A 23629-nucleotide genomic window follows, 5' to 3' on the forward strand; every position below is an offset into this window, starting at 1 on the left:
TTTGCTTAACCGTCCCCCATTATACACTTTTATTTAAGCTTCGCAAGCATATCCTTAGCCGCCTGTTCAATATCATCTTTTCCTAAAATAGCACTTACAACTGCTATCCCATCTATTTTACTTTCCTTTAATAGTTCAGCATTATTTTCGTTAATACCACCTATTCCAACCACAGGGACGGTTAAGGATTTTTTTATCTCCTCCAAAAGATCTATAGATACTGAGCGAGCATCCTTTTTTGTATCTGTTGGAAAAACAGCTCCAATTCCTAAGTAGTCTGCTCCTTCTGCTTCTGCTAATTTAGCTTCCTCTAAAGTTGCGGCAGAAATACCTAATATCTTCTCTTCACCAATGATCTTTCTAGCAACTTTTGTAGGTATATCACTTTGTCCAACATGAACTCCAGCAGCATCAACAGCTAAAGCAATGTCAATCCTATCATTTATAATAAGGGGTACATTATGTTTGTCCGTAATCTTTTTAACTGCCACAGCTAAGTTATAAAAATCCAAAGAACTAATATCTTTCTCTCTTAACTGTACTAATGTAACCCCACCTTTAATACTTGCTTCTATAGCTTCACAAAGGTCTCTTCCTTTTAAAACATCTCTATCGGTAACTAAGTACATTGTATAATCTATATTATTGTTCATATACCTTACCTCTTTCTAAAATAACTTCTGAAGACAAGTTATATATTTCATCAATAATGTTTGATCTTAGTTTACCTGTCCCCTCATTTTCTCCTAATCTTTCATGAGCCTTTTCTCCTGCAATTCCCATAGAAACTACCCCAGCTAAAGCTGCTGTAAATGAATCCTCACAAACTCCTGCAAATGCTCCAGTTAAAGCTGTGCACATACATCCTGTTCCAGTAACTTTTGACATTATCTTGTGTCCATTTTCTACAATTGCAACCCTTTCTCCATCAGTAATTATATCTTTAGCTCCAGTGATTGCGATAACTGTCCCCCATTTTTTTGCAATTTCCCTAGCTAGTCCAACTTCATTTAAAGAACTTTCTTCTAAAGAGTCTACTCCTTTAGTTTTAACATCAGCTCCATATAAACTTTTTATTTCAGATAAGTTACCTCTAATTACTGAAAATTTCACTTCTTTAATTAACTCTGCTCCAACCTTATTTCTAAATGGAGTAGCTCCAACACCTACAGGATCTAAAACAACTGGAACTCCAAGTTCATTAGCTTTTTTACCTGCAGCTATCATTGATTTTACAGTATTGCTGTTAAGTGTTCCTATATTTATCACTAAAGCAGAAGCTATGCTAACCATATCCTCAACTTCGTTTATATCATCAGCCATAACTGGAGATGCACCTATAGCTAAAGTTATATTAGCACAATCATTAACAGTAACATAGTTAGTTATTTGATGAACTAAAGGAGACTTTTCTCTAACATCTTTTAAAGCTTGAACAACATTATTTTTCATAAAAAAACACCTCAATTAAAATTATTTTAAAACAAAAAAGACACAACCCATAGGATTGTGTTTAACTTCATAAAATACTATTAAACAAAACACTTCCTACGCTGGCATTATCCAGTTCAGGTACTAGGGTTAAAGAAATTTAGTTCTTACTCTCAGTTGGCTATCATCCAACACCCCTGTGCTATTTAAGTTATATTTTTATAATAGCACTATAAAAATTCTTAAGCAATAGAAAGAGAAAGTATTTTACTTTATAGGGTATAATGTTAATATAGTAGATACGTTATGAATTTATAGAAAAAGGTGAAATTGTTGAATAATATTAATTTTAAAGATTTTAATTTAAATCCTAATATTCTAAAAGCTTTAGAGGAATTAGGATACTCAAATCCTACAGATGTACAGAAAGAAGTTCTTCCTATAGTACTTCAAAAGAAAGACTTAATTGTAAAAGCTCAAACAGGTAGTGGAAAAACTGCCTCCTTTGCAATACCTCTATGTCAATCTATTGATGTAGAAATAAAAAATCCTAAGGCACTTGTATTAACTCCAACTAGAGAGCTTGCTGTTCAAGTTAAGGAAGACATAAATAACATAGGTAGATACAACAAAATTCGTTCTGTAGCTATCTTTGGAAAACAACCTATAACTAATCAAATAAATGAGCTTAAGCAAAGGGTTCATGTTGTTGTTGGTACTCCAGGTAGAACTCTAGATCATATTAAGCGTGAAACTTTAAATGTAAGTGAAATAGATTATTTAGTTTTAGATGAAGCTGATGAAATGTTAAGTATGGGCTTTTTAGAAGAAGTTGAAGAAATTTTATCTTATCTTCCTAAAAAGAAAACCACTTTGCTATTTTCTGCAACTATTCCGGAGCAAATTAAAACAATTTGTGATAGACATATGAAGTCTCCTAAAAATGTTGAAATAACTCCAAACAAGCTTACTGTTGAAAATATAAAGCAAGGATACTTTGACGTAAAAGATGAAGATAAGTTCTCTCTACTTGAAAAGTTACTTATAAAAGAAAACCCTGACAGTGCAATACTTTTCTGTAGAACAAAAGAGAATGTAGATACTCTTATTTCTAAACTTGAAGGTAAAAGATATCCATCAAAAGGACTTCATGGAGGTATGCTTCAGCCAGAAAGATTAAGAACTATAGATGAGTTTAAATCAGGTAAGTTTAGATTTCTTATAGCTACTGATATAGCATCAAGAGGTCTTGATATAGATAAAGTTTCTTTAGTTGTAAACTATGACCTTCCTATGGAAAAAGAGAAGTATGTACATAGAATTGGAAGAACAGGGAGAGCTGGAAACTCTGGAGTTGCCTTAACCTTTAAGACTCCTTATGAAGATAGATTCTTTCAAGAAATTCAAGATTATATAAATTATAAAGTTCCTAAACTTTCTCCACCTAGTAGAGAAGAATTTCTTGCAAATAAAGAAGACTTCAAGCTAAAAAATGAAAACTTCAAAAAAGTTACTACTAGTAAAAAGAAAGAAGTTTCAAAAGACATTACTAAGATATACTTAAACGGTGGAAAAAAGAAAAAGATACGCCCAGGTGACATAGTTGGTGCAATATGCAGAATCCCAGGAGTTGAACATGATGATATAGGTATAATAGATGTTTCTGACAATGTTTCCTATGTTGATATTATGAATGGTAAAGGTGATTTAGTTTTAAGAGAACTAAAAAATGCAACGATAAAAGGAAAAACTCTAAAGGTTGAAAAAGCTAAAAGTTAGTTTAGAAAAGATGAGCACTTTATGAAAATGCTCATCTTTTAATTTTAGCTTATATTCATATTACACTTAACACCATTTCTCCTTAGTTCATCTGCAAGTGCAACTTTAAGTTTTTTTATTATAGTACTTTTAATTTCACTCTCCACCTTCCCCCTAATCAAGTCTTGTGGAACAAAACCAGGAATTCCGTGATTAGCTGCTACCTCACCAGGATTTTTAACATCAATGGTTATTGAAATATTTATCATAACCGTCCCCTAAAAAATTATTACTGTACTATATTTATGCTGAAAGCTCAAATAATATTATTTATTTTTTATTAATACAGCTGTTATCCACTCATTTGTTTTTGTACTTTTATCTAAGGTATATCCGTAGCTTTTAACTATGTCTAAAACTTTTTCACTACTCCACTCAACCATACCCGAAACGAATAATACACCATTTGCTTTTAATACTTCATTTATAAAATCCATTGAAGATAAGGTTTCTTCACCTCCAATATTTATAAACACAACATCAAACTTGCCTGAAACTCCAAAAGTCTTTGATGTAACATCACTTATAACAACTTTTATGTTGTCAACATTATTTAACAATGCATTATACAGTACTTCTTCTGTAACATCTCTAATATCTAAAGCAACTACTCTATCCGCATTTTTTATAGAAGCTGCTAAACTTAAAATTCCAGAACCAGCTCCTAGATCTAAAACTGACTCCCCTTTAAAATCTCTATCTAAAATATAACGTAACAAGTCTTGAGTAGTTTCATGAAGACCTGTTCCAAAAGATCCTTGAGATTCAAAATTAATCTTATTTAAACCATTTGGTGAATAATCCTTTTCTGCTATTATCCATCCATTATTTAAATCTATAGGTTCAAAACTTTGCTGCCAATTGTCTTCTGAAACCTCTACTAGCTCCAAAGTCTCTTTAATCTCAAATTCATCTTTTATCTTATCTACTAAACTTTCTGCCTCTGACCTATCCTCATCATAAAAATATACATGTAAATCTATCTCTTTATCCTCTTTTTCAAAATACCCATACCCGTTATCATCAACTGTAACCTCATAAGGTACATCATAATAGGTAGATGATACCCCTAAAATCTCAAGTTTTTCTATTGCATCGTTGATTAAAGAATTCTTAACCCTTAATAAAACTTCAAAAATAACAATCACTCCTACTCCATATTTTGCTTCATTAGTATTTTACACATATTTTGTAGGTTTTTAAACATATATATAAATTTAATCAAAATCTATACTGTTTTCTTCTATTCTTGATATTGAGAGAAGCTTGTTAAAGTTTATTAAAGAATCAGCTATACTTAAAGTCTTAAAGTCAGTCTGCAGATAGTTTTCACTCTTGTTTCCAAATGATTCTATAGCTTTTATTCTGACAGTATACTCCGTGTTTGGAAAAAGCCCTTTTATCTTAAAGCTTAATCTCGACTTTATATATTCCATATAAAAATCTGAAAAAATCATCATCTTTTTAAACTCTTTATTGTTCTTTCTATTAACTACGCTAATCTCATAGGAATGAATGAAATCCTCATGCATAGCTTGAGTGAAACTTATCTTTGCAACATTGTTAGTAACATATTTAATGTGAACTGAACTTTCTTTTTTAAAATAAGGCTTTTTTCTTAAATTCCTTCTATTATCTATATATAGAAAGTTATCCTTATTCCATGGTTCATTTATTATCCATCTATCCTCATTAACTTGGTTTTTTGTAAAATCAATAGTAGATATCTTTACCACATTATCCTCTGATACTTTTACTATTAATCCTTGTGATACCTTGCCTGCCTTTGGCTGAATTGTCCCGTTTACCTTCCCCTTTTCTAACTCCATATAGCTAGTCGAGCCAGCACCTACAGAAGTAAAGTCTTTTTGATGAATGCTTCTTTCATCATTCAAGGGGTAATGAGAATGTCCAGAAAAATTTATTACTTGGGGGAAGTCCTTTAAAACTTCATATAAATCCTTGTTTCCCCAAGCCACACTTCCATAAACAGTGTTTTCAATATGCTGATGAACCCCTAAAAATATAGGTTTCTTATAATCATCATCCCTAGCTACCTCAAGTTCATTTTTAAGCCAAGCCAAAAGTTTTTTACTAAATAGTCCACTTAATCTTTTTCCTTCTGTACTTATTGAAATGAAATGATACCCTTTTATGACTTTGTGTGAATTGATGTCTTCATCTAAATTATCTTTAAATCTTTTCTGAGCTACTTTAATAGATACCCCACCCCAGCAGTCATGATTACCCATAAGAAATATCTTTTCTCCTAAAAACTCTGAATACTTATTATAAATCTTGTTAAACTTCTTGTATTCTTTCTCTCTTCCACTATTAGTTATATCTCCAGTAATAATTAATGCATCTAAATTTTGTTGATATTCTTTCAATCGGCTTAATGCTAAATCAAGTTTTTCATCTTCTTTAGAATTATGAGCTTTTACATGTATATCACTTATTACTGCAAAATTTAATTCCACAAAATCATCCTCCAAAATTTATTTCTAATATCAATTTAACAAATGAATGTTAATCAAAGATGTAAACTATGTTAAAACTCCAAGAACCCATTTTATAAATAATAAATAGTATATATTAAGAAAACAGAAATTCTCTGTAGAAATATTAGGAGGCAAAATAAGTGTCTAAGAAGCGTGATAAACCTAGTGGATCAAAAGATACTAAGAAATCTAAACATAATAATACCCCTGATGTAAATAAAGACAATTTTTCTAATAATTCAAATAAAAATAATCAGTCTTCTGATGATTCTACGAACTTTGATCCAGCCCAATATAGACATGATATGGGAGAATTAGTTCTTCTTAGTGACCAACTTTACGCATGTTATACAGGAATAGTTGCTTATCTACTTCTAATTAAAGCTACCCAGGAAACTATAGATCAAACAGTGGTTAAATATCAAGGTGGGGATGTAACTAAGCTTCGTAATCCGGCAATAGATGCAAATTTGTCTAGTATTTTTAATTTTTTTACTCTCCTTCAATTTACTAAAATTGGTTATTCAAGATTTGTACAAGTTTCTCGTGAATATGAGGAAGGAACAACTGATGTTGATCCAAAATTCAGACGTGAGATACTTTATGGACTTATAATAAGCTCTGTAAATATGTTCGACCAAAGAATGAGAGAATTAAATTCACCTTATTCACCAATATTAACTCCATTTCCAGGTTAATGTGTTCCTCTATTTGTAACAATAACAAGTACAACTTCATAAATTGTATTGATTGGTAATATAAGTAAATTTAATTTAGGAGGCCCATGTTATGTATGATAATAACGAAAGACATTCGAGTAAATCTCATAAAGAACACAAAATGGATTATGCTAAAGCCTATGTAAGACTTCAGCCTTTTGAAAATGTCTATGATGCAGACACTTCTCTAAAGCGTGGAACTATATTTAGAGATTTAGACAAACCTTATGCTAAACAATTACTTTAGGAGGATTACAATGGATAAAAAAGATCTACTAAAAAAAATTCAAGAAGTTGGATTTAGTCTTGTTGATGTAAATCTATATCTTGATAACTATGAAGATAATAAAGATGCCCTTGAATACTTTAACTGCTTATCAAAAGAACTTATGGATTTAAGAAAAGAATATGAAAAGAAATATGGTCCACTAACTAACTATGGTTTACAAACTGCGAAAGATTGGGATCAATGGGTTTCTGGTCCTTGGCCTTGGGAACGTAAATTTAATGATTAGAATTTGGAGGGAAAATTTTTATGTGGTATTATGAAAAAAGACTAGAGTATCCTGTGGACATAAAACAACCTGACTTACGTTTTGCTAAACTAATCTTAACTCAACTAGGAGGACCTGACGGAGAATTAAGTGCATCAATTAGATATCTTAGTCAAAGATATACTATGCCTACTGGTAAGTCAAAAGGTCTATTAACAGACATAGGAACAGAAGAACTAGCTCATTTAAGATATACGTTAAAAAGCCCTACTGTAGGGCTTTTTCTCTTTTATAAATTTCTTTATTATCTTTAAATATTTAATTTAAACATATTTTTATTTATGATCTTTAATTGTAAATATATTTTTAAGTTCAGTCAATTCTTCCCTAGCTTCATCGTTATACTCATCATCTTGTATAATTTCTTTATGTGATATTACATAATCAAAACCTTGTGCTTCAAACACATCTCCATTAATTTCATAATCTTGATATATGTAATCTCTCCTAAATTTCCCTAAAGATACGAATATTATCTTATCTGCACCCGCCTCTTTTAATAAATTTCTTAAAGCTTCAAAACTATTTCCATGAGTTAAATAATCGTCAAATATACAAACATTTTTTCCTTTTAGCTTACTTTTTAATTTTTTATCATAGTAAGCTGGATTAATGTTTATAGTCGAAAGATGTCTTGTAGCTCCTTGATTTATTCTTTGTAGTACAGATGTATGATGAGATTTGGTAACTGCCTCATTTCTAACAAAGATATTATTCTCTAATGGCTTATCTTGCAAGGCTTTAGGAATTTTCCCTCCCATAAAATATCTAACTCTTTCTTTAAATTCCAGCATATCTTTATTTAAGCTTAATCCAGAAGAAGGCATAATTCCCCAACAATTTATATCTCTAAATTCTTTACTGTTTGATATTGATGCAAGAAAGTGACACAACAATACCTTGTAATACTTTCCATTTCCTCTTTTTAAAAAGTCTTCAAATCCCTCAACAATTTCTTTCTCATCTGAAGGTATTGATCCTCTACTATGTGCACAAATCAACGAATATACTTTAGTTCCATCGGGTAATTCCGCTGAATAGTACCACTCATTTTGATTATTAATTGCCTTTATAACCTCTTCAAACATCTCAAGATCTTCAATCATAATTCCATACTTTTGTGATTTCTCATTTATATGCACAGTCCATTCAGGAACTAAATACAATAATTTATTTCTTACTGCAAACAGAAAATCTACATCTCTATTTCCCAAAACTACGAAATAGTGTTCTTTGCCAGTATTTTTTTTCATTGTATCGTCTAATTGATATCTTAATTTATAGTAAAATTTATCATTTCCTATTTCTTCTTTTATGTCCTTTAACTTCTTGGCATCTCTAGAGACAAAACACACCTGATTTTCCTCTTCAATTAAGTCTTCTAAAATTTCTACAAGTTCTACCCTACCATCTTCATCTAAATCTGAGTAAACTTCAGTTGAAATAATAATCGCCTTATTCATCTCTTTTCCCCTTCTTATAATTTTTAACTATATTTAATATGACAGCATTAAAAAACTCTTTTAAACTTAAATCATTCTCACTTAATATGCTTTTAAAGTTTTCATAGACTTCTTTTTCAACTCCAAAACTTGCTCGCTTATCCAAAGTAAGCGTATATATTTCTTTCAACAGACCATCTTCAGTATTTATTAAGCTTGACATCTTTTCGTGTTTATTTCTCATTATTAAATCTTTATCATTTTTAACTTTATAACCGAGTTCATTAACTATAACATCATAATTATCTTTTGTTTTTATCCCTATAGCTTTTTTTTCATTTAATAGCTTATATAAGCCTAGCGTTTGTTCTTCCTTCTTGACTGGCACTGGACAAAACACTTTCTTTTTTTGACTTAATGCAAAATTAACTGTATGCATTGTCCCACTTTTCTCCTTAGCTTCAAATACAATTAAGCCTTTAGATAATCCACTAACTATTCTATTTCTATCGACAAATCTAAATTTATCTGCTTTAGTTCCTACAGGATATTCAGATATAATAGTCCCATCATTTTTTAGTATTCTTTCTTCTAAATCACTATGCTCCTTCGGGTAAAGAGTATCTAGCCCATGAGCTAATACAGCTATTGTTTTCCCATTATTATTTAAGCAAGCTTCATGAGATTCTTTATCTATTCCGTAAGCTAAACCACTAATTATTGTAAATCCTTCTTTAGTAAGATTACTAACTATTGAAGCGACCGCTCTAGTTCCAAATTCAGTTGGAACTCTAGTCCCCACACACCCTACTGACTTCTCATCATCTTTTACTATATTTTTGCCTTTTAAATATAAAATAGCTGGAGGATTATCTATTTCTTTTAATATTTTTGGATAATTACGACTATTTATCGGTATTATTTTTATGCCTAATTCCCTACTTTTAGTTATTATCTCCTGAGCCTTAATCCTCTGTTTGTATACATTTGATTTATCATTTAGTGCTGAATAAACTTTACTTAAATCTAAAGAATATTTAAACTGAAAATTTAAACATTCTTCTGTAAAAAGTTTGCTTAATTCTTTTTTTGGTACAATATTAATAATATCAATAAGCAACTTATTATTTACTCCCAGTAAATATAGTGTAATGTAATATAAATTTCCCATCATATTCCCTCCATATATAGTTATATTTTAACACCCCTTTGATATATTGGGAATATAAAACACAAAGATGAAAATTAATATTTATATATAATAAATATTAGGCTCCAGTATATTTAACATCGAGGTAAATTATACTAGAGCTTATTGCTATTTAAAATTATTGAATACTTCTAATATTTTATCTTTTTTACTATGGTCATTAACTCTTCCTAACATTAGTCCATCTTTATAAATCACTGGTACATTAAACCCAGATACATCTATAGAACCATTCTTTGCTTGCTCTACTTTCTTTTTACCTTCTTCAGTTAAGTTATTTGAATCATAGTAATATGTTTCTATTAGTTCACCATCTAACTTATATTTATATCCACTTGTTGCTCCTACCATATCAAAAGCTAACGTTTCATTATCTCCAACTTGTAAGCCTGCATCTTTAAATGCTTGCTTTAATTTATCTAATTTATTTTCTTCCTTAACCTCTTCCTTTTTTGTATCATCTTTCTTTGTCTCTTCTTGCTTAACCTCTTCTTTGGTATCCTTTGATGAAGTATCATTATCTTTGCCACAAGCAACTAATCCAACCATCACTATTAATGATATAAGTAATAAAGCTATTTTTTTATGCATATACAAATCCCCCTTTATTTTCTATTTTAATATATCATGTTTGGGTTATTTTGTATATCTTTCAAATAATTTGTCCAAACTTTAATGAGGTGTATTTTATGAAAACAAAAAGTTATATTAGATTAGACATAGCCATATATTTATCTATCTTATCTGTTATTTTATTAGGACTTTTTAGTTTAGTTTTAAGCCTATTTTTCTAGGCTTATTTTTTTAAATTTCTTCATAATTTCTCCAAAAAACATTTGACACGTGTTATTTATACGTGTTATAATATACTTGTAAGGAGGAAGGAGATGAAAGTTAGAGAAATACTTAAAATTTTAAAAGATGATGGTTGGGAAATTAAAAATCAACGAGGTTCACACATACATCTGATACATCCTACTAAAAAAGGTAAAGTACAGATACCCAACCACTCAGGAGACATTAAGATAGGCACAATGAACAGTATACTTAAACAGGCGGGGCTTAAATAGCCCTAGCTTGTGAAAGCTTAAATATAAAGGTTGTATAAATTAATAAAGGATGTGAGTAAATATGAATAAAGAAAAGTATATTTTCCCAGCAATTTTTGAAGTAGCTGAAGAAGGTGGGTATTGTATAACATTCCCCGATTTACCTGGATGTATAACTGAAGGTGACTCTTTAGATGAGTCTATGTATATGGCTAAAGATGCATTAGAATTGTTTTTATGGAATATGGAAGATGATAATGAAGATATTCCTGAAGCCACTAAGCCAGAAAATTTAGAAGTTGCTAAAGGGCAATTTATAGTCCCTATAACTGTTTACATGAATGATGTAAGAAACGAAATGAAGAACAAAGCAACTAAGAAAACTCTAACTATCCCTTATTGGCTTAATAAATTAGCTGAAGGTGAAAAACTTAATTTCTCTCAGATTCTCCAAACTGCTTTAAAAGAAAGATTGAATATACGCGAATAAATAAAAAAAGCCACAACCTAGGATTAGTTTCCTTGGTTGTGGCAATAATTTTTTAATCTGCATATATTATACTAAGGTCATACTTAGTTGAATAAGCTATAAATATCATCTCCACTCCTGTATCTTAATTGATGCAGGAGCTTTATTTTATTCTTTCTGCCTATACCACTTTACATCATTATTTATTATAGGGAAGAAACTTGAAATTCCGTGTTTTAGAAATATTGAAGTAGATATGAGAGAACAAAAAAAATTTTTCCGAGAAGATAATATATTCTCAGACTAATTGCAATATAGAGTCAGTAAATAAACTAAAGTTTTTTAACTCATAATACATGTGAAAGAAGCTTGAATGGAACTGAATTATATTTTAAATATATGAGGAGTTATTAAATATATGGGTAATGTTTTTATAATAACAATTGCAAAATGTGTTTTTGTATATTTTATAGCTTTATTTCTAAGTAGAATGGTTGGTACAAAAATTATTTCTAAGATGAACTTTTTGGATTTAGTAATGGGAGTTTCTATGGGATCGATGATTGCTAATGCAGTAATTGATAAAGATTCACCAATAATATCCGAAATAACAGCCTTAGTATCATTTTCTATTTTAACTATAGTGGCTAGCTATATAACCTTAAAAAGTTTTAAAATAAGAAGATTTTTATATTCAGAGCCAATTGTATTAATTAAAGATGGTACTATACTAGATAAAAATATGAAGAAGCTTAGAGTAACAATAGGTGAACTTATGATGAAACTAAGAGAAAAGAGTGTGTTCAACTTATCTGATATTGACTTTGCAATAATGGAGAGCGATGGAAAAATATCTGTTTTATTAAAAGGAGATAAGAAGCCTTTAACCCCTTATGACATGAATATAACCGTTCAGAGTGGGGGCTTTTTAAAAGATTTAATAATTGATGGGAATTTAATTGAAAGAAACTTGGATATAGCAGGAATAAATAAAAAATGGTTATTAGATAACCTAAATAAAAGTAAGATAAAAGATATTTCAGAAGTATTTTATGCTGGGATAGATTCAAATAAAAAACTCATTATGTCTAAAAAAGGTGAAAGAGTATCAACGTCAAAAGATGAAGATTGGATAGAGTAACAATTTTAAAATATAATGTGTTAAGTTAAGCTCCTGTATCTTAATTTATGCAGGAGCTCCTATATTTATATTACAATCTAAGAAATTTCTTCAAGTGTTCTATCCAACAACATCTTGATATTTGCATATCATTATCAAATCTATTTTTTAGGTGTTTCGAATAAATTTCTACATACATTAATAATGTCTACATTTATATATTTATATCCTCAAGAGTATTATAAATATTTGTTTAAAATTTAACATTTTAAACATCATAGTAACAAGAATAAATAAACTTTTATTCATTTCTATAATAGGAGGCTATATGAATAATTAGTTACTATTTTAAGGATTAATTACTTCAATATGACAAGTTGCTATTGCAGTATCTGTATTAGTAGGCGAAACTCCAGCAAATGCTACTCCAACAGCAATGTCATTAATAACTCTATTACCAGTAGAGCTTCCACCTGCCCTTATGCTATACTCTGTTCCAACTGCTAAACTACCTCTAATAGCAGCTTCACAAACTTCTGCACAACTTGTTACAGTAGGTTCAGGTAAATCTAATGGAGTTATACCTCCAAGGGATTCAAAAGAATCTCCTCCTGTAACTCTTATCCATGCTATTTTGCATAAAGATATTATATCACCATTATCTAATGTTATTATTCCGTCACCTACCTGTGCAGGATTACTAACAGTCCCAACTACAGTTCCTCCATTTTCTACATTTATTTGAAGCCCAACTGGATCTCCAGAGGTAGCAGCAGCTGTAGCGATTTGTTCCAATACATTCTCAATTTGAGCGGTACAATCACATCCAACATTCTCAGCTGTAGGTCCTGTTACTCCTGTTACTCCTGTTGCTCCTGTTGCTCCAGTTGCTCCAGTTGCTCCTGTTGCTCCTGTTGCTCCTGTTACTCCTGTTGCTCCTGTTGTTCCTGTTGCTCCTGTTGCTCCTGTTGCTCCTGTTACTCCTGTTGCTCCTGTTACTCCTGTTGCTCCTGTTGCTCCTGTTGCTCCTGTTGCTCCTGTTGCTCCTGTTACTCCTGTTACTCCTGTTGCTCCTGTTGCTCCTGTTGCTCCTGTTGCTCCTGTTGCTCCTGTTGCTCCTGTTACTCCTGTTGCTCCTGTTGCTCCTGTTACTCCTGTTGCTCCTGTTGCTCCTGTTGGACCAGTAGGTCCAGTTACTCCTATTCCAGGCCCTGTAGGACCAGTGGGTCCAGTAGGACCGGTGGCACCAGTAGCATTGGTTCCACTTCTAAATACAAGAGTGCAACACTTATTATTATTTACACATTTGTTAAGCATTTTTTTCCCTCCATGTTTATCACCTTTTATAAAATATTCTCCATATATTTTATGAAATATATCAATTTTGGGAACATATTGTCTAAAAATATTCAGGATTGCAACAATAAATCTAAGAAATATTACTTTTTAGCAATACATGTCTATATTTTATTCTTAATATATTTTTACTCTTATTAATAGCAATCTTGACTCCTACACTTCTAAAGATGTAGGAGCTTTTATATTATATACCTAAAAGCTTTCTCCAAGTATTTTGTCCAACTACTCCATCTGCTGATAATCCTCTTGATACTTGGAAAGCTACTATTGCAGCTCTAGTCTTTTCTCCAAAAACTCCATCTACAGCCCCACAATTAAACCCTAAATAATTTAATCTATCTTGCAGCCATTTAACTACATTTCCTGAAGAACCTTTCTTAACTAAAGGACATTTGCTTAATGTAATTGATCCAGGAATATTATCTTGACTTACTCCAACAAATCCTTGTAATCTTCTAAAATCATATTCCTTAATCTTTGTTTTATTTGAAAGTAATTCATATAATTTATTAAATGTATTAGTACCAGCTAAACCATCTACCACTAATCCATTATCTTTTTGAAATTTAAGAAGTGCATTATATGTTAACTTTCCAAAATCTCCATCTACTCCATATGTTCCTAAGTCATATCCTAATGCAATTAACTTTTCTTGAAGCTCCTTGCACCTATCCCCTATAAATCTCTTTCCTTTTGATATTGGATCATCTTGCACTGGTGTAGTCACTACAATATTTCCTATAGCTTTTCCTCCTACTGCTTCTTTAAATTGACCCCATAATTCAGGATGGTCTTGTATCATATACTTAGGACATATCTTTCCAGAAACATCATGATGTCTTATCACATTCTCTACTGGTATATTATACTTATTCATTAAATACTTAGTTAACTCAATTCCATTTATTAATGTCTTAGCAAAATCATTGTCCTCATTAACACAAAGTTCTATACCTATACTATTAGAATTATTTATTTTAGGATTATAGACATCGCCACAATGCCACCCTCTCCATATATCCTCTAATACTTGAATAATATTATCTTGGTCTACAGTATAATGAGCTGAAGCTTGAGCATCTGGATGATTAGCAAAATAGTCTCTATTTGCCTTTGCATTAGCTCCTCTATTTCTGTTATCTGTGTCATGAATAACTATATATTTTGGATTTATAGTTACTCCTTTTGAATAGTTCACTGATATTAATTGCCTTTGAATATTCATAATATATTCCTCCTAGATTTTATATTTTTATAATTTAAAAGGAGCCCTAAAGCTCCTTAACTACTCTGATACACTATTATTAAATTCTCCATCGTCTATATAATCTTTAGCTTTAACATATAGAAAATCAACTATCTTAAACATTAACTCTTCACTTATAAATAATGTTATAGGCTTAGGTAGAAATTGTTGCATTTTTTTAACTACCCATTCCTCTTGTTGCTTTCCACTCTTTAGAAATGCATCTTTAGCTAGTCTTTTAGCCTGAAGCATTAAAGAATACGCCTTTACCTTGGCCCTTTGCCACTCAAACAATGAATAAACTGCTACAGCAGCCACCACAATAACTATATATCTCCATTCCCAAACTAAACTTAATAATTTATCACTCATTTTTTATTCCTCCTCATTATCCTTTTTGTAATTTCCTAGACATCCATAGGTTCTATCATCTATTCTTATAACTCTTTTCTGTGTATCTGTGACTGTAGTAAGAATATTATCCAGTAAGCTAATAGTTACTTTTTGATCTTTATCATTTGACAACAAAACCTCATTTAACTTTTGTGTATAACTTGCATTACTTGTAATCAGACCATCAATCTTATCACATAGCTTTTCAATTTTATTACTATTTCCCTCTGTTTGAGTTTGTTGTGCCTGATTTATTGTTTGTTGAGCTTGGCTTATTACTGCCTGTAATGAGCTACTTGTTTTGCTATTATATCTAAACTGTAAGACTATAGATATAAGCACTATAAGTAATGCCCCTCCCGCAACCCCTAACTGTATATATAAATTTGCTACCCCGTCTGAAACTGGCATGATGCACCTCCCTTTATTTTTATAAAATAAAAGAGAGCTGATTTAATCAACTCTCTACTTACTTCTTTATATCTTCCACAGCAGCCACTTACAGGTTAATATTTCAAATTTCAATTCATAGACTTTCATAACATTATTAATAAGGCTCTGGCACGTAAATACCTTCATTGGATTCCCTGCCAACTTTTCCTCTTCATAAGAAATTACTTTATCAACTTTAATTACTGAATTAGATTTATCATCATTCTTCAACCTAAATCTTACTGGATTTATTTCTCCAGCTTTAGTAAACCATGCTATGACCTCAATCTCTTGTGCAATTAATTTCATCATTTATCTACTCCTTGATAACAACTCAAATCAAATTACTAACCCCATTATAGCGAACTGGTGTTTCCATGTAAAGAATCAATTTTAATCTTCTTCTTCAGTTTTGTTTAATATATCTTCAACTTTTGTTTTCCATGTACTAGGTACTTTATCTATGGTCCATAATCCAGCTTGTATCAAATCAACATAAAGTTTTACCATATACTCTACTCACCTCCTAACAATGTACTTGTAAGCTCTGCAATTGCTAACTGGGTTTCTAATTTATCTTTCTCCCTTTGTGTATCAAGCTCAACCATAGCTAATTTTAAACTTTCATTCTCTTTTCTAAGACTTTCAACTTCTATCTCTAAATTAGATTTTGGTATTTCTATAGTCTCTGTTTCTTCCGCCTCTATTTCTTCAAATAAATCCTTGTCTTTTATCGTATATATTGGTGGATAGACTTCTTTTCCTACAAATTTATATAATCCATTTAGTAAATATTGATGCAGCTCTCCGTCTATACTTATACTTTTATCTGGTAAATCCTTATATAGATCCAACATATCAAGGGGATAAAACCCTTGCAACTTATTATCCTCTGCTAGTCCTACTAAAAAAAACATCTTTTCTCCCCCTTAATGCCCTACCGCAAACCAGGTTACGGATATCGGATTATTATTGTCTGTTCTTCTTACGTTTGCTATGAAATTAGCGGCTTGCATTGAAGATGGTGTCGCGTCCATCATTAAAGGTATCGCTCCATGGGGTACAATCACTATAGATCTACAAGCGTTAGGGAACACTATTGGGAAGTTTACTGTTTGGGATACCGTAGCCCCAACTGTAGTAGGTGTGATTGATAAACTGCCCCATTGTTCAATTTTTCCTCCAGGATACTTTTGATACCCACTGGCTCCTAATGAGTTTACAAAATCATCGTCAGTTATACTTCTTCTCCATGTTTTCCACACATTACTATGTAATGTTCTAGTGTATGTTTGACCTGAGTTCGTATCGACGTAAGTTTGTACAAGGCTTAAAAGTCCACTTGCAAGAAGTCGTTTTTGTACAAATAATACTCCGTATATTCCCCCCGAAAAAGGCGCATTAGTTATCGCCGTAGTCGAAGAGATTGCATATATACCTGTTTGCGTTACGTTATTAAAATCCGTAACCCCTGACGCTGTAGGAAAACCGTCATACGTGGTTAATTGAAGTTGCTGTATGTTACTATTACCGTCTATAGACTCAACCCAATTAGACCATGTAACAGTACTTGGGTTGTAGCTTCTCGTATACCTACAACCTCCGTAAGATCCTATATAATCTTGATCGTAAGTAAACTCTTGTATAATTCTCCCTGTGTTTAGCTTTTTAACCTCTAATATTCCTCTAGCTGAGGTGCCTTGTCTTGGATTATTGTCGCATGTACCGTCAATAGTGTATTGACCAGGCGCTAGCATTGTATTGAAATTAGATGTACCCATGTAGGACTTACCTGTACCGTCTGCACTAGTTAATTGATAACGCTGTAAATTCCCCCAACTTGACCAGGTAGATCCTGATTTCGCCCTGTTCAATATATCCCCACTATCAAAATATATAGTTTGTGCTAGTCCTGTACTTGTTCCGTAAACAACCTCTAAAGTACCGTATATAGCGGAAGTAGGTCCATTAGTATAGTTACTACCTTGTAGCCTATAAAAGCCTGTACTTGTCATAGCGTTTAGGTCTGTAGTACCTGGATCTTTAGCAGCTCCGCTAGGTTGTGTTAATGCATATGATTGATTACTTAAGCTAGCATCTAATGATTGTATGTTAGTTAATCCTGTTTCACTAGCTATAACCGATATGTCCCAACCAGTATCCCAGCCAGTTTGGTTAGAAAATGCTGCTAAAACTTCAGATATTATTAATTTGGGGTAATTCCATGTCGTAGTTAAAGTACCCAATAGGATACAACAATTTGTGCCATCATGAGCGAAACGTACTTGTGTAAAAGGTGCCTCCCTATTAAGTACAGCTGATAATTGTTGCCAAATAGGACCCGAAGCGTAGTTATAACCACCTAGTCTAAGTTCCCAGGCTCCTGACCCAATTCCCCCATGAGTATGACCCTTTATAACTAGATCAAGCATGGTATTAGACCAGCTCTTAGGAAGTTTAATTTTTAAGATTCCTGTAACACTTGTATTGTTGTTATTGTACGTCGCTACGTCTCTGTAATGTACTCCCGCGCTATTACCTCCAGCTACTAAAGGCATAGGGGTGTTTTTAGGCAAATATAGGGCGTCTGAGTAAGCTTGTGTCATTATATAATCCCATGAACTCCAAGACCCAACGGAAGAAGCTTTTTTCCTCCATACGGGATAGTTATTTCTTTGCCACAAAACTTGATTAACTGCGCCGTTTGACTCTGTGGTTACTTGCAATATGCCGTAAGCTCCACCGCCGCCCCAATTTAGAGGTGACGCTATACTTAACGCATAAAATCCAGTACTAGTATAGTTATTTAAGTCTTTTTCAGAAGATACTAACCCGCTTCCGTCAGCGTTAACTAGTTTGTAGTTATCAGCTCCCGCTACTTTCCAATCCGTCCATGCCCCAGTAAGACCTCTTGATCTTGTAGCCAATCTAGCTGTGCCATTTACGTCGTCGAAAGATACTATGGTTTGAGTAGTAGCTGTTACATTAGATCCTACAACGGTTAAAAAAGCATTAGAAAAACCTTCGTCAGGTACATTTACGCAACCTGGAGTCACCTGGTAAAAGCCTGTACTTATTATGTTATTTAAGTCTACAGAATTTAAGGTGCTAGACGCTCCCATGTCGCCTAAGTCACTTTGCGTTATAGATTTTCTCCAAGCTGTCCATGTACCCGCATAATTGACTCTATTGTATATATCACCTGACATGTACTCTACTGCTAATTGTGATACATAATTATTATCATGTTTAGCAACCATAACGTACCACCATTTTGAGCTGCTATGCAACCCCGATTTATACGGTGGGGAATTAGTTAAATTGCTACCTCTATAAAAACCTGTTATGGTATAACTGTTCCAATCTCCAGTTACTATTTGGGCTATTGTACCTAACCCAAACCCACTAGGCGCGTAAAGCGTATCAGCATAATTCTTGTTTAGTATTCTTTCCCAAGGTGTCCAAACAAGCCCCGAGCTATGACTTTTTCTAATCCACATCATATTCCCGCTGGTGTTAGTCATATCAAAGGCTAATTGTGTTACGTACTTAGGGTCGCCCGAACATACTACAATTACACTTGTCCACCCAGTACCGATTTCGGGAACTCCATTTGTTGCGTTGTTTACATCGTACCACCCATTATTAGTTAATGTGTTTAAATCGTAGCCTGTAGCTAATCTCTTAGCAACTCCTCCAAGTCCATATCCACTAGGCGCATGTCCAGTGTGGGGCGCATCTGCAAATATATGATTTTTTGCGTCAACTAATGTAACAGATGGTGTTGTATACCAACTAGCCCCACCTGTTACACGCTTTAACATGTTTGCTAGCTGTCCTAGTAAAGATGTTAAACTATCAGCAGCCCCTGAAGTCTGTGGGGTAGCGTCATTAATAGTCCTAACTCCTATCATTCCATCACTAACAGCCCCGCCACCTATCGCTAGAGTGTTTCCTGACTTAACCAACCCTCCACCAGCTACTATTTGACCAGCTCCCGAGAATTGTACCCAATTTATAGCCGTAGTTCCAATGGTAATTGCTCCATCTGTAGTCATTAAAAAGGAACAATCTAAATTAGATGTCCCTTGTTGTACCAATACAAAAGCTGAAGCTAATTTTGCTGACGTATTTGCATCTGATGCTCTACTCCATGAAGTAGCTGATACTACATATATTCCATTTAGACTAGCTGTAGTTTGATTCTTAACTAAAACCCTATCACCAGCAACTACTGCTACCCCATCTATTGTCTGAGTTCCACTTAATGTTATATTTACTGTTGTCGCAACCTTTACTGGTGCTTTTATCGCTAATCCTTGTATAGCAGCATCAACATAAAGCTTAAAATTAGCTAAAACTGTTTCTACATCATTTCCAGCTACTCCCGCTATTGATGGAATACCTATCTTTTTAGCTCCGCTAGCTCCAATTGTAGTTGAGCCTAATTCATCTTCAGTATAGTATCTTCCATCATGATCTCCGCTCTCTTTATGCTCACTTAACATTTCTAAAGTAGCATACACCAAAGATTCATCTATAACTGCTGAAACATTAGAAGCATTTCCTATAGATGCTACTACCTGAATATTTTTTTCAAATATATCTGAACCATTTACTCCAGGAATATATTCTGCTAAGTTTCCTGCATTGCCATAACAATATAGTATCTCTCCTATGTCTGGATCATTGGCATATAGCCCAAGCTCTCTCCAAAAAAATCCTGATGCTAAATCCTGATTAGTAAATACCCCTCCTACAACTACTTTTCCCTCTGTTAATATCTTTAGTTTATTTATCTGTAAAGATTTAATCTCATGTATAACCGTATTTAAATCGCTTATAGATTGACTTCCTAAAGTTCCATCTCCTAGTACTATTCTTGTAAATTTAAGTAGATTGTTTCCTGTTTGAACTTTAGATTGAAGCATTCTTCCTTTGTTAGTAAAATAAATTCCTCCGAATGTACTCATTTGTCCACCTGCCTTACTTGTATATTATCTCCAACATGAACTATTCCACCATAAAATATATTAAGATCTGCACTTAGAGAAATAACAATCTGCTCTAAATGAGATCTTGTATTTTTTACTGTATTTAAAACTTCTATAAATTGATTTGCCAAATCCGTAGTTACTGAAGGATTAGATATTAAAACTTTAAACATGTATGGTTCACCATCATACTCATACCATTCCTGAACTTCACCGTCTCCAAAATATATATTAATTACCTCTTCTACTGCATATGGAGTACCTATATGTCTAAATACTTTTATAGCCTTTTTTACAAGACTTCTTTTAATTTCTGTATCTGCATTTGCGTTGTACCAAGTTATATCCATTTGCCATGCTAATTCATCAAGAGCCTTTTCATCTAAATTATCTAAATTAGAATATATCAAAACTTTCTTTACATCTTCAGCTAATTGTTGAAATTTAGGATTTAAAGCAATACATAGAGCTTGCGTTGTAGGATCGTTTTTCATATGAGTAGTTTGGAGGTCTAATAAACTGACATTCTTTAAGTCCATTTATTCTAACCCCCCATATACAACATTAATAGTTCCTACCTTAGCTACCTCTGATGCTTCAATCTCTCCAAAAGTGGGAAGTGTTATTTCTATTCTTCTAACTACAGTATAATTTTTCCCATCTGAATTAGTATATCCTGCTGCTGTTTGTATTCTATATCTTAGTTCATCTGGATTTATTGCTCTGCCAAGCTTCTCCTGTTGCCAGTTTATATAATCCCTTATTGCCCCATTAGAAAAGTCAAAGTTATCCCCTTCAATTGTCTTTCTATATTTTAATTCTTCAGTTTTATATAATTTATCCAGGTAATATTTAATATTTATATTGTAACTAACTATAGTTGGCACTCCTACTTGGACATTATCAGTTAAAGGTCTCCTGTCTTTTGTACTACATACTTCTCTTACCTTTTCTAATATATCTTCTGTAGGTATCTCTCCATCTTCCAATAAGACTATAATTCTTACTACTCCAGGAGAAGGTGAGTCTATAGATACATCTGATACTAAAACATCTGCTGATTTAGCCCAATACTCATATGCTCCCTCTGGTCCTGCTGTACTAAAAGCTTTTGGAGCTAGTCGTATTCTCTCTAAGTACCTTTCATCATCTTCAGTATCAGAACCACCATAAGAAGTTTCTAAATTAACTATTGATTGAACATATAAACTAGGATCTACAATATTTTTTATTTGCCCTGGAACAAAATCATTGTATTTACTCCCTGCACCTATACTTATGAATTCAGTATCAACACTTATGGCTCCTTTAGGGATAATTACATCATTTTCTAAAACGAAAAAAATAACTCCATCTGGAGTTATCCTTAAACCTTTATTTATTTTTGTATCGTTTGGTTGAGCTGATGAAAGGGTTATTCTACATAAAATTTTTGAATTCTGCGCTTCAAGTCTTAATGTATCGTAAAGCTCCCCTATTGCATCTAACTTCTCTCTCCTTGCATATCTTAAATAGTTTTGTCTTGCACTATCATTAATATCATTTTGAAGTCCAATAATAACTTGTACTAACTGCTGAAGAAATACTCTTCTCTCATCTGCTGGATAAAATGTTTCTCCAATAGCAGCTTCAAAAGCATTTATAAGCTCATTATTTATCTTTTGTGCATCTATTTCTATAAAATTAACTTCACTCAACTCTTATCACCACCTCTATTGTTGGCTTTCCTTCTTCACTATTTACAACTTCAACATTTATAATCGTTGCTCTAGGCTCATATTCTGTTATAAGCTCATATGTCTCCGCAATAATTAGTGGTATCATATCACTTGTAGGTTTATCTAAATTAGCGGGATTTCTTCCTAAAATTCTATTATAAGCAACTTCATACCTAAAAGTATTGAGGAGATTATACACATTTTGAACTATTCTTTCTGCTCCTTTAGCATTCCAATTTATCTTCATACCTTCTGATACTTTATACTCCATCTAATCACCTACCCAAACAACTTAGCCCATGTAGCAGGACCTACAATTCCATCTTGTTTTAAGCCGTTATTTCCTTGAAACCTCTTAACTGCTGCTAAAGTATTATTCCCAAAATATCCATCTGCTGTTAACCCTCCAAGTTTTTGTTGTATCTTTACAACATTGTTATCTTTTTTGTTAGGATTATACATAATTAAGTATCCTGGATAACTACTTTGTCCACTTGAACCCGCTGACTTTGCAGCATCTGCATTAGTATTTTCTCTTTTTTTATCGCTATTATCTTCCTCTTCCTTTTTCCCATATCGTGCAAACTCTTTAAATTGTAATTGTATATTTGCTTTTTGATAGTCTCCTGATACATCAAGAACGACATCCTGAACTGATACATTTACTAACAAGAATTTATTTTGGCTTACAGCCTTATTAGCTAGTAAAAGCATATAAGGTGTAGCTGTCTCTTTTATCTTCTTCCATTTATCAATTTCACTCTTTATATTTATAGATTGTTGAGCTATTAAAGGAACTGTAAAATTAACTTCATCTAACTGTGAACCTTTTATATATGTTGAAGGTTTTTGTCCTTCAACTTCCTGCTCCTCAATATTTAATCCACTTGTTATTGCCAATTCATTAAGTGAATATATTTTATTAAGACTTACATTAAAAATCATATCCCCAAAACAAGCTATAGCCACAATATCACCTCATTTTTGCTATTATTACACCCTCTGATACATCATTGTTTAAAAAAGCTATAACCACCTTATCTCCTGGGCTAAGTTCCTCTATATGTTCTCCTATAGGTAATTCGCTAGTTACTAGTCCATCAAGATCTGGGAGCATAACTCTTGCTAGGGATTTAGTATTATCTGCTGTTGATACTATACCTCTTTTATTCAT

28 protein-coding genes, 1 pseudogene and 1 riboswitch are annotated in these 23629 nt (G+C 32.4%); of the genes and pseudogenes, 8 read left to right on the forward strand and 21 right to left on the reverse strand.

Going from position 1 to position 23629, the window contains the following annotated elements; genetic code table 11:
* Nucleotides 1-29 precede the first annotated feature (29 nt).
* Together thiE and thiM are read right to left on the reverse strand one after the other, a co-directional pair.
* Nucleotides 30-653 carry a thiamine phosphate synthase gene (thiE, locus tag P8F83_RS11945; RefSeq protein ID WP_326514755.1) on the reverse strand — a complete coding sequence of 208 codons (624 nt, stop codon included), beginning with the start codon at nucleotides 651-653 and terminating at the stop codon, nucleotides 30-32.
* The gene (gene thiM, locus P8F83_RS11950; RefSeq protein WP_326514756.1) at nucleotides 643-1452 is read right to left on the reverse strand and encodes a hydroxyethylthiazole kinase; all 810 of its coding nucleotides are present in this window, start codon (nucleotides 1450-1452) and stop codon (nucleotides 643-645) included. Before thiM ends, thiE begins: the two co-directional genes overlap by 11 nt.
* 76 nt (nucleotides 1453-1528) lie before the next feature.
* A riboswitch (TPP riboswitch) is annotated at nucleotides 1529-1640 on the reverse strand.
* A gap of 124 nt (nucleotides 1641-1764) precedes the next feature.
* Here thiM and P8F83_RS11955 point away from each other — a divergent pair.
* Complete coding sequence (locus tag P8F83_RS11955; protein WP_326514757.1) at nucleotides 1765-3210, forward strand: DEAD/DEAH box helicase; 1446 nt, start codon at nucleotides 1765-1767, stop codon at nucleotides 3208-3210.
* A 44-nt stretch (nucleotides 3211-3254) separates the two neighbouring features.
* Here P8F83_RS11955 and P8F83_RS11960 read toward each other — a convergent pair whose 3' ends face one another.
* From P8F83_RS11960 to P8F83_RS11970, 3 genes are all read right to left on the reverse strand, one after another.
* The gene (locus tag P8F83_RS11960; RefSeq protein WP_021800858.1) at nucleotides 3255-3458 is read right to left on the reverse strand and encodes a hypothetical protein; all 204 of its coding nucleotides are present in this window, start codon (nucleotides 3456-3458) and stop codon (nucleotides 3255-3257) included.
* A gap of 57 nt (nucleotides 3459-3515) precedes the next feature.
* On the reverse strand, nucleotides 3516-4397 hold the full coding sequence (locus P8F83_RS11965) for a 50S ribosomal protein L11 methyltransferase (protein WP_326514758.1): 882 nt from the start codon (nucleotides 4395-4397) through the stop codon (nucleotides 3516-3518).
* Nucleotides 4398-4466: 69 nt separating this feature from the next.
* Complete coding sequence (locus P8F83_RS11970) at nucleotides 4467-5729, reverse strand: metallophosphoesterase (protein WP_326514759.1); 1263 nt, start codon at nucleotides 5727-5729, stop codon at nucleotides 4467-4469.
* Nucleotides 5730-5890: 161 nt separating this feature from the next.
* Here P8F83_RS11970 and P8F83_RS11975 point away from each other — a divergent pair, with 161 nt between their 5' ends.
* The 4 genes and pseudogenes from P8F83_RS11975 to P8F83_RS11990 all read left to right on the forward strand — a co-directional run.
* Nucleotides 5891-6448, forward strand: coding sequence for a hypothetical protein (locus P8F83_RS11975; protein ID WP_326514760.1), 558 nt, complete (start codon nucleotides 5891-5893; stop codon nucleotides 6446-6448).
* A gap of 91 nt (nucleotides 6449-6539) precedes the next feature.
* Nucleotides 6540-6716: a spore coat associated protein CotJA gene (locus P8F83_RS11980; RefSeq protein WP_021800854.1), complete on the forward strand. Its 177-nt coding sequence runs from the start codon at nucleotides 6540-6542 to the stop codon at nucleotides 6714-6716.
* Nucleotides 6717-6726: 10 nt separating this feature from the next.
* Nucleotides 6727-6984: a spore coat protein CotJB gene (locus P8F83_RS11985; protein ID WP_326514761.1), complete on the forward strand. Its 258-nt coding sequence runs from the start codon at nucleotides 6727-6729 to the stop codon at nucleotides 6982-6984.
* Nucleotides 6985-7004: 20 nt separating this feature from the next.
* Nucleotides 7005-7211 (forward strand): annotated as a pseudogene (locus tag P8F83_RS11990) (manganese catalase family protein); the annotation flags it as partial.
* Between the two features lie 87 nt (nucleotides 7212-7298).
* Here P8F83_RS11990 and P8F83_RS11995 read toward each other — a convergent pair.
* From P8F83_RS11995 to P8F83_RS12005, 3 genes are all read right to left on the reverse strand, one after another.
* Nucleotides 7299-8486, reverse strand: coding sequence for a phosphoribosyltransferase (locus P8F83_RS11995; RefSeq protein ID WP_326514762.1), 1188 nt, complete (start codon nucleotides 8484-8486; stop codon nucleotides 7299-7301).
* Nucleotides 8479-9636: a DNA-processing protein DprA gene (gene dprA / locus P8F83_RS12000; RefSeq protein ID WP_326514763.1), complete on the reverse strand. Its 1158-nt coding sequence runs from the start codon at nucleotides 9634-9636 to the stop codon at nucleotides 8479-8481. The genes P8F83_RS11995 and dprA overlap by 8 nt, the downstream gene beginning before the upstream one ends.
* A 147-nt stretch (nucleotides 9637-9783) precedes the next feature.
* Nucleotides 9784-10266 carry a hypothetical protein gene (locus P8F83_RS12005; protein ID WP_326514764.1) on the reverse strand — a complete coding sequence of 161 codons (483 nt, stop codon included), beginning with the start codon at nucleotides 10264-10266 and terminating at the stop codon, nucleotides 9784-9786.
* Nucleotides 10267-10562: 296 nt separating this feature from the next.
* Between P8F83_RS12005 and P8F83_RS12010 the strand changes: the two genes are divergently transcribed.
* The 3 genes from P8F83_RS12010 to P8F83_RS12020 all read left to right on the forward strand — a co-directional run bounded on the left by P8F83_RS12010 (nucleotide 10563) and on the right by P8F83_RS12020 (nucleotide 12334).
* Nucleotides 10563-10745 carry a type II toxin-antitoxin system HicA family toxin gene (locus P8F83_RS12010; protein WP_326514765.1) on the forward strand — a complete coding sequence of 61 codons (183 nt, stop codon included), beginning with the start codon at nucleotides 10563-10565 and terminating at the stop codon, nucleotides 10743-10745.
* Between the two features lie 61 nt (nucleotides 10746-10806).
* Nucleotides 10807-11214 (forward strand): type II toxin-antitoxin system HicB family antitoxin, encoded by a 408-nt coding sequence (locus tag P8F83_RS12015; RefSeq protein WP_326514766.1) that lies wholly within the window; start codon nucleotides 10807-10809, stop codon nucleotides 11212-11214.
* Between the two features lie 397 nt (nucleotides 11215-11611).
* Nucleotides 11612-12334 carry a DUF421 domain-containing protein gene (locus P8F83_RS12020; RefSeq protein WP_326514767.1) on the forward strand — a complete coding sequence of 241 codons (723 nt, stop codon included), beginning with the start codon at nucleotides 11612-11614 and terminating at the stop codon, nucleotides 12332-12334.
* Between the two features lie 327 nt (nucleotides 12335-12661).
* Here the strand turns inward: P8F83_RS12020 and P8F83_RS12025 are convergent, their stop codons facing one another.
* The 13 genes from P8F83_RS12025 to P8F83_RS12085 form a co-directional block, all read right to left on the reverse strand.
* Nucleotides 12662-13630, reverse strand: coding sequence for a collagen-like protein (locus P8F83_RS12025; protein ID WP_326514768.1), 969 nt, complete (start codon nucleotides 13628-13630; stop codon nucleotides 12662-12664).
* Nucleotides 13631-13856: 226 nt separating this feature from the next.
* Entirely contained in the window at nucleotides 13857-14897 is a 1041-nt protein-coding gene (locus P8F83_RS12030) for a peptidoglycan recognition protein family protein (RefSeq protein ID WP_326514769.1), read from the reverse strand.
* A 60-nt stretch (nucleotides 14898-14957) separates the two neighbouring features.
* The gene (locus tag P8F83_RS12035) at nucleotides 14958-15290 is read right to left on the reverse strand and encodes a hypothetical protein (protein ID WP_326514770.1); all 333 of its coding nucleotides are present in this window, start codon (nucleotides 15288-15290) and stop codon (nucleotides 14958-14960) included.
* A 3-nt stretch (nucleotides 15291-15293) separates the two neighbouring features.
* Entirely contained in the window at nucleotides 15294-15722 is a 429-nt protein-coding gene (locus P8F83_RS12040) for a hypothetical protein (RefSeq protein ID WP_326514771.1), read from the reverse strand.
* Nucleotides 15723-15788: 66 nt separating this feature from the next.
* Complete coding sequence (locus P8F83_RS12045) at nucleotides 15789-16055, reverse strand: hypothetical protein (RefSeq protein WP_326514772.1); 267 nt, start codon at nucleotides 16053-16055, stop codon at nucleotides 15789-15791.
* 81 nt (nucleotides 16056-16136) lie between these two features.
* Nucleotides 16137-16253: a CD1375 family protein gene (locus P8F83_RS12050; RefSeq protein WP_326514773.1), complete on the reverse strand. Its 117-nt coding sequence runs from the start codon at nucleotides 16251-16253 to the stop codon at nucleotides 16137-16139.
* A 5-nt stretch (nucleotides 16254-16258) separates the two neighbouring features.
* Nucleotides 16259-16660 carry a hypothetical protein gene (locus P8F83_RS12055; protein ID WP_326514774.1) on the reverse strand — a complete coding sequence of 134 codons (402 nt, stop codon included), beginning with the start codon at nucleotides 16658-16660 and terminating at the stop codon, nucleotides 16259-16261.
* A gap of 12 nt (nucleotides 16661-16672) precedes the next feature.
* Complete coding sequence (locus P8F83_RS12060) at nucleotides 16673-20716, reverse strand: gp53-like domain-containing protein (RefSeq protein WP_326514775.1); 4044 nt, start codon at nucleotides 20714-20716, stop codon at nucleotides 16673-16675.
* On the reverse strand, nucleotides 20713-21276 hold the full coding sequence (locus P8F83_RS12065) for a phage tail protein I (protein ID WP_326514776.1): 564 nt from the start codon (nucleotides 21274-21276) through the stop codon (nucleotides 20713-20715). The genes P8F83_RS12060 and P8F83_RS12065 overlap by 4 nt, the downstream gene beginning before the upstream one ends.
* Nucleotides 21277-22434: a baseplate assembly protein gene (locus P8F83_RS12070; RefSeq protein WP_326514777.1), complete on the reverse strand. Its 1158-nt coding sequence runs from the start codon at nucleotides 22432-22434 to the stop codon at nucleotides 21277-21279. It abuts the gene before it with no gap.
* Nucleotides 22427-22726 (reverse strand): hypothetical protein, encoded by a 300-nt coding sequence (locus P8F83_RS12075; protein WP_326514778.1) that lies wholly within the window; start codon nucleotides 22724-22726, stop codon nucleotides 22427-22429. Before P8F83_RS12075 ends, P8F83_RS12070 begins: the two co-directional genes overlap by 8 nt.
* 8 nt (nucleotides 22727-22734) lie before the next feature.
* The gene (locus P8F83_RS12080) at nucleotides 22735-23424 is read right to left on the reverse strand and encodes a peptidoglycan-binding domain-containing protein (protein WP_326514779.1); all 690 of its coding nucleotides are present in this window, start codon (nucleotides 23422-23424) and stop codon (nucleotides 22735-22737) included.
* Nucleotides 23425-23428: 4 nt separating this feature from the next.
* Complete coding sequence (locus P8F83_RS12085; protein ID WP_326514780.1) at nucleotides 23429-23629, reverse strand: hypothetical protein; 201 nt, start codon at nucleotides 23627-23629, stop codon at nucleotides 23429-23431.

Origin of the sequence: Clostridium intestinale (assembly GCF_035905475.1) — a bacterium.
GTDB classification, from domain to species: domain Bacteria; phylum Bacillota; class Clostridia; order Clostridiales; family Clostridiaceae; genus Clostridium_T; species Clostridium_T intestinale.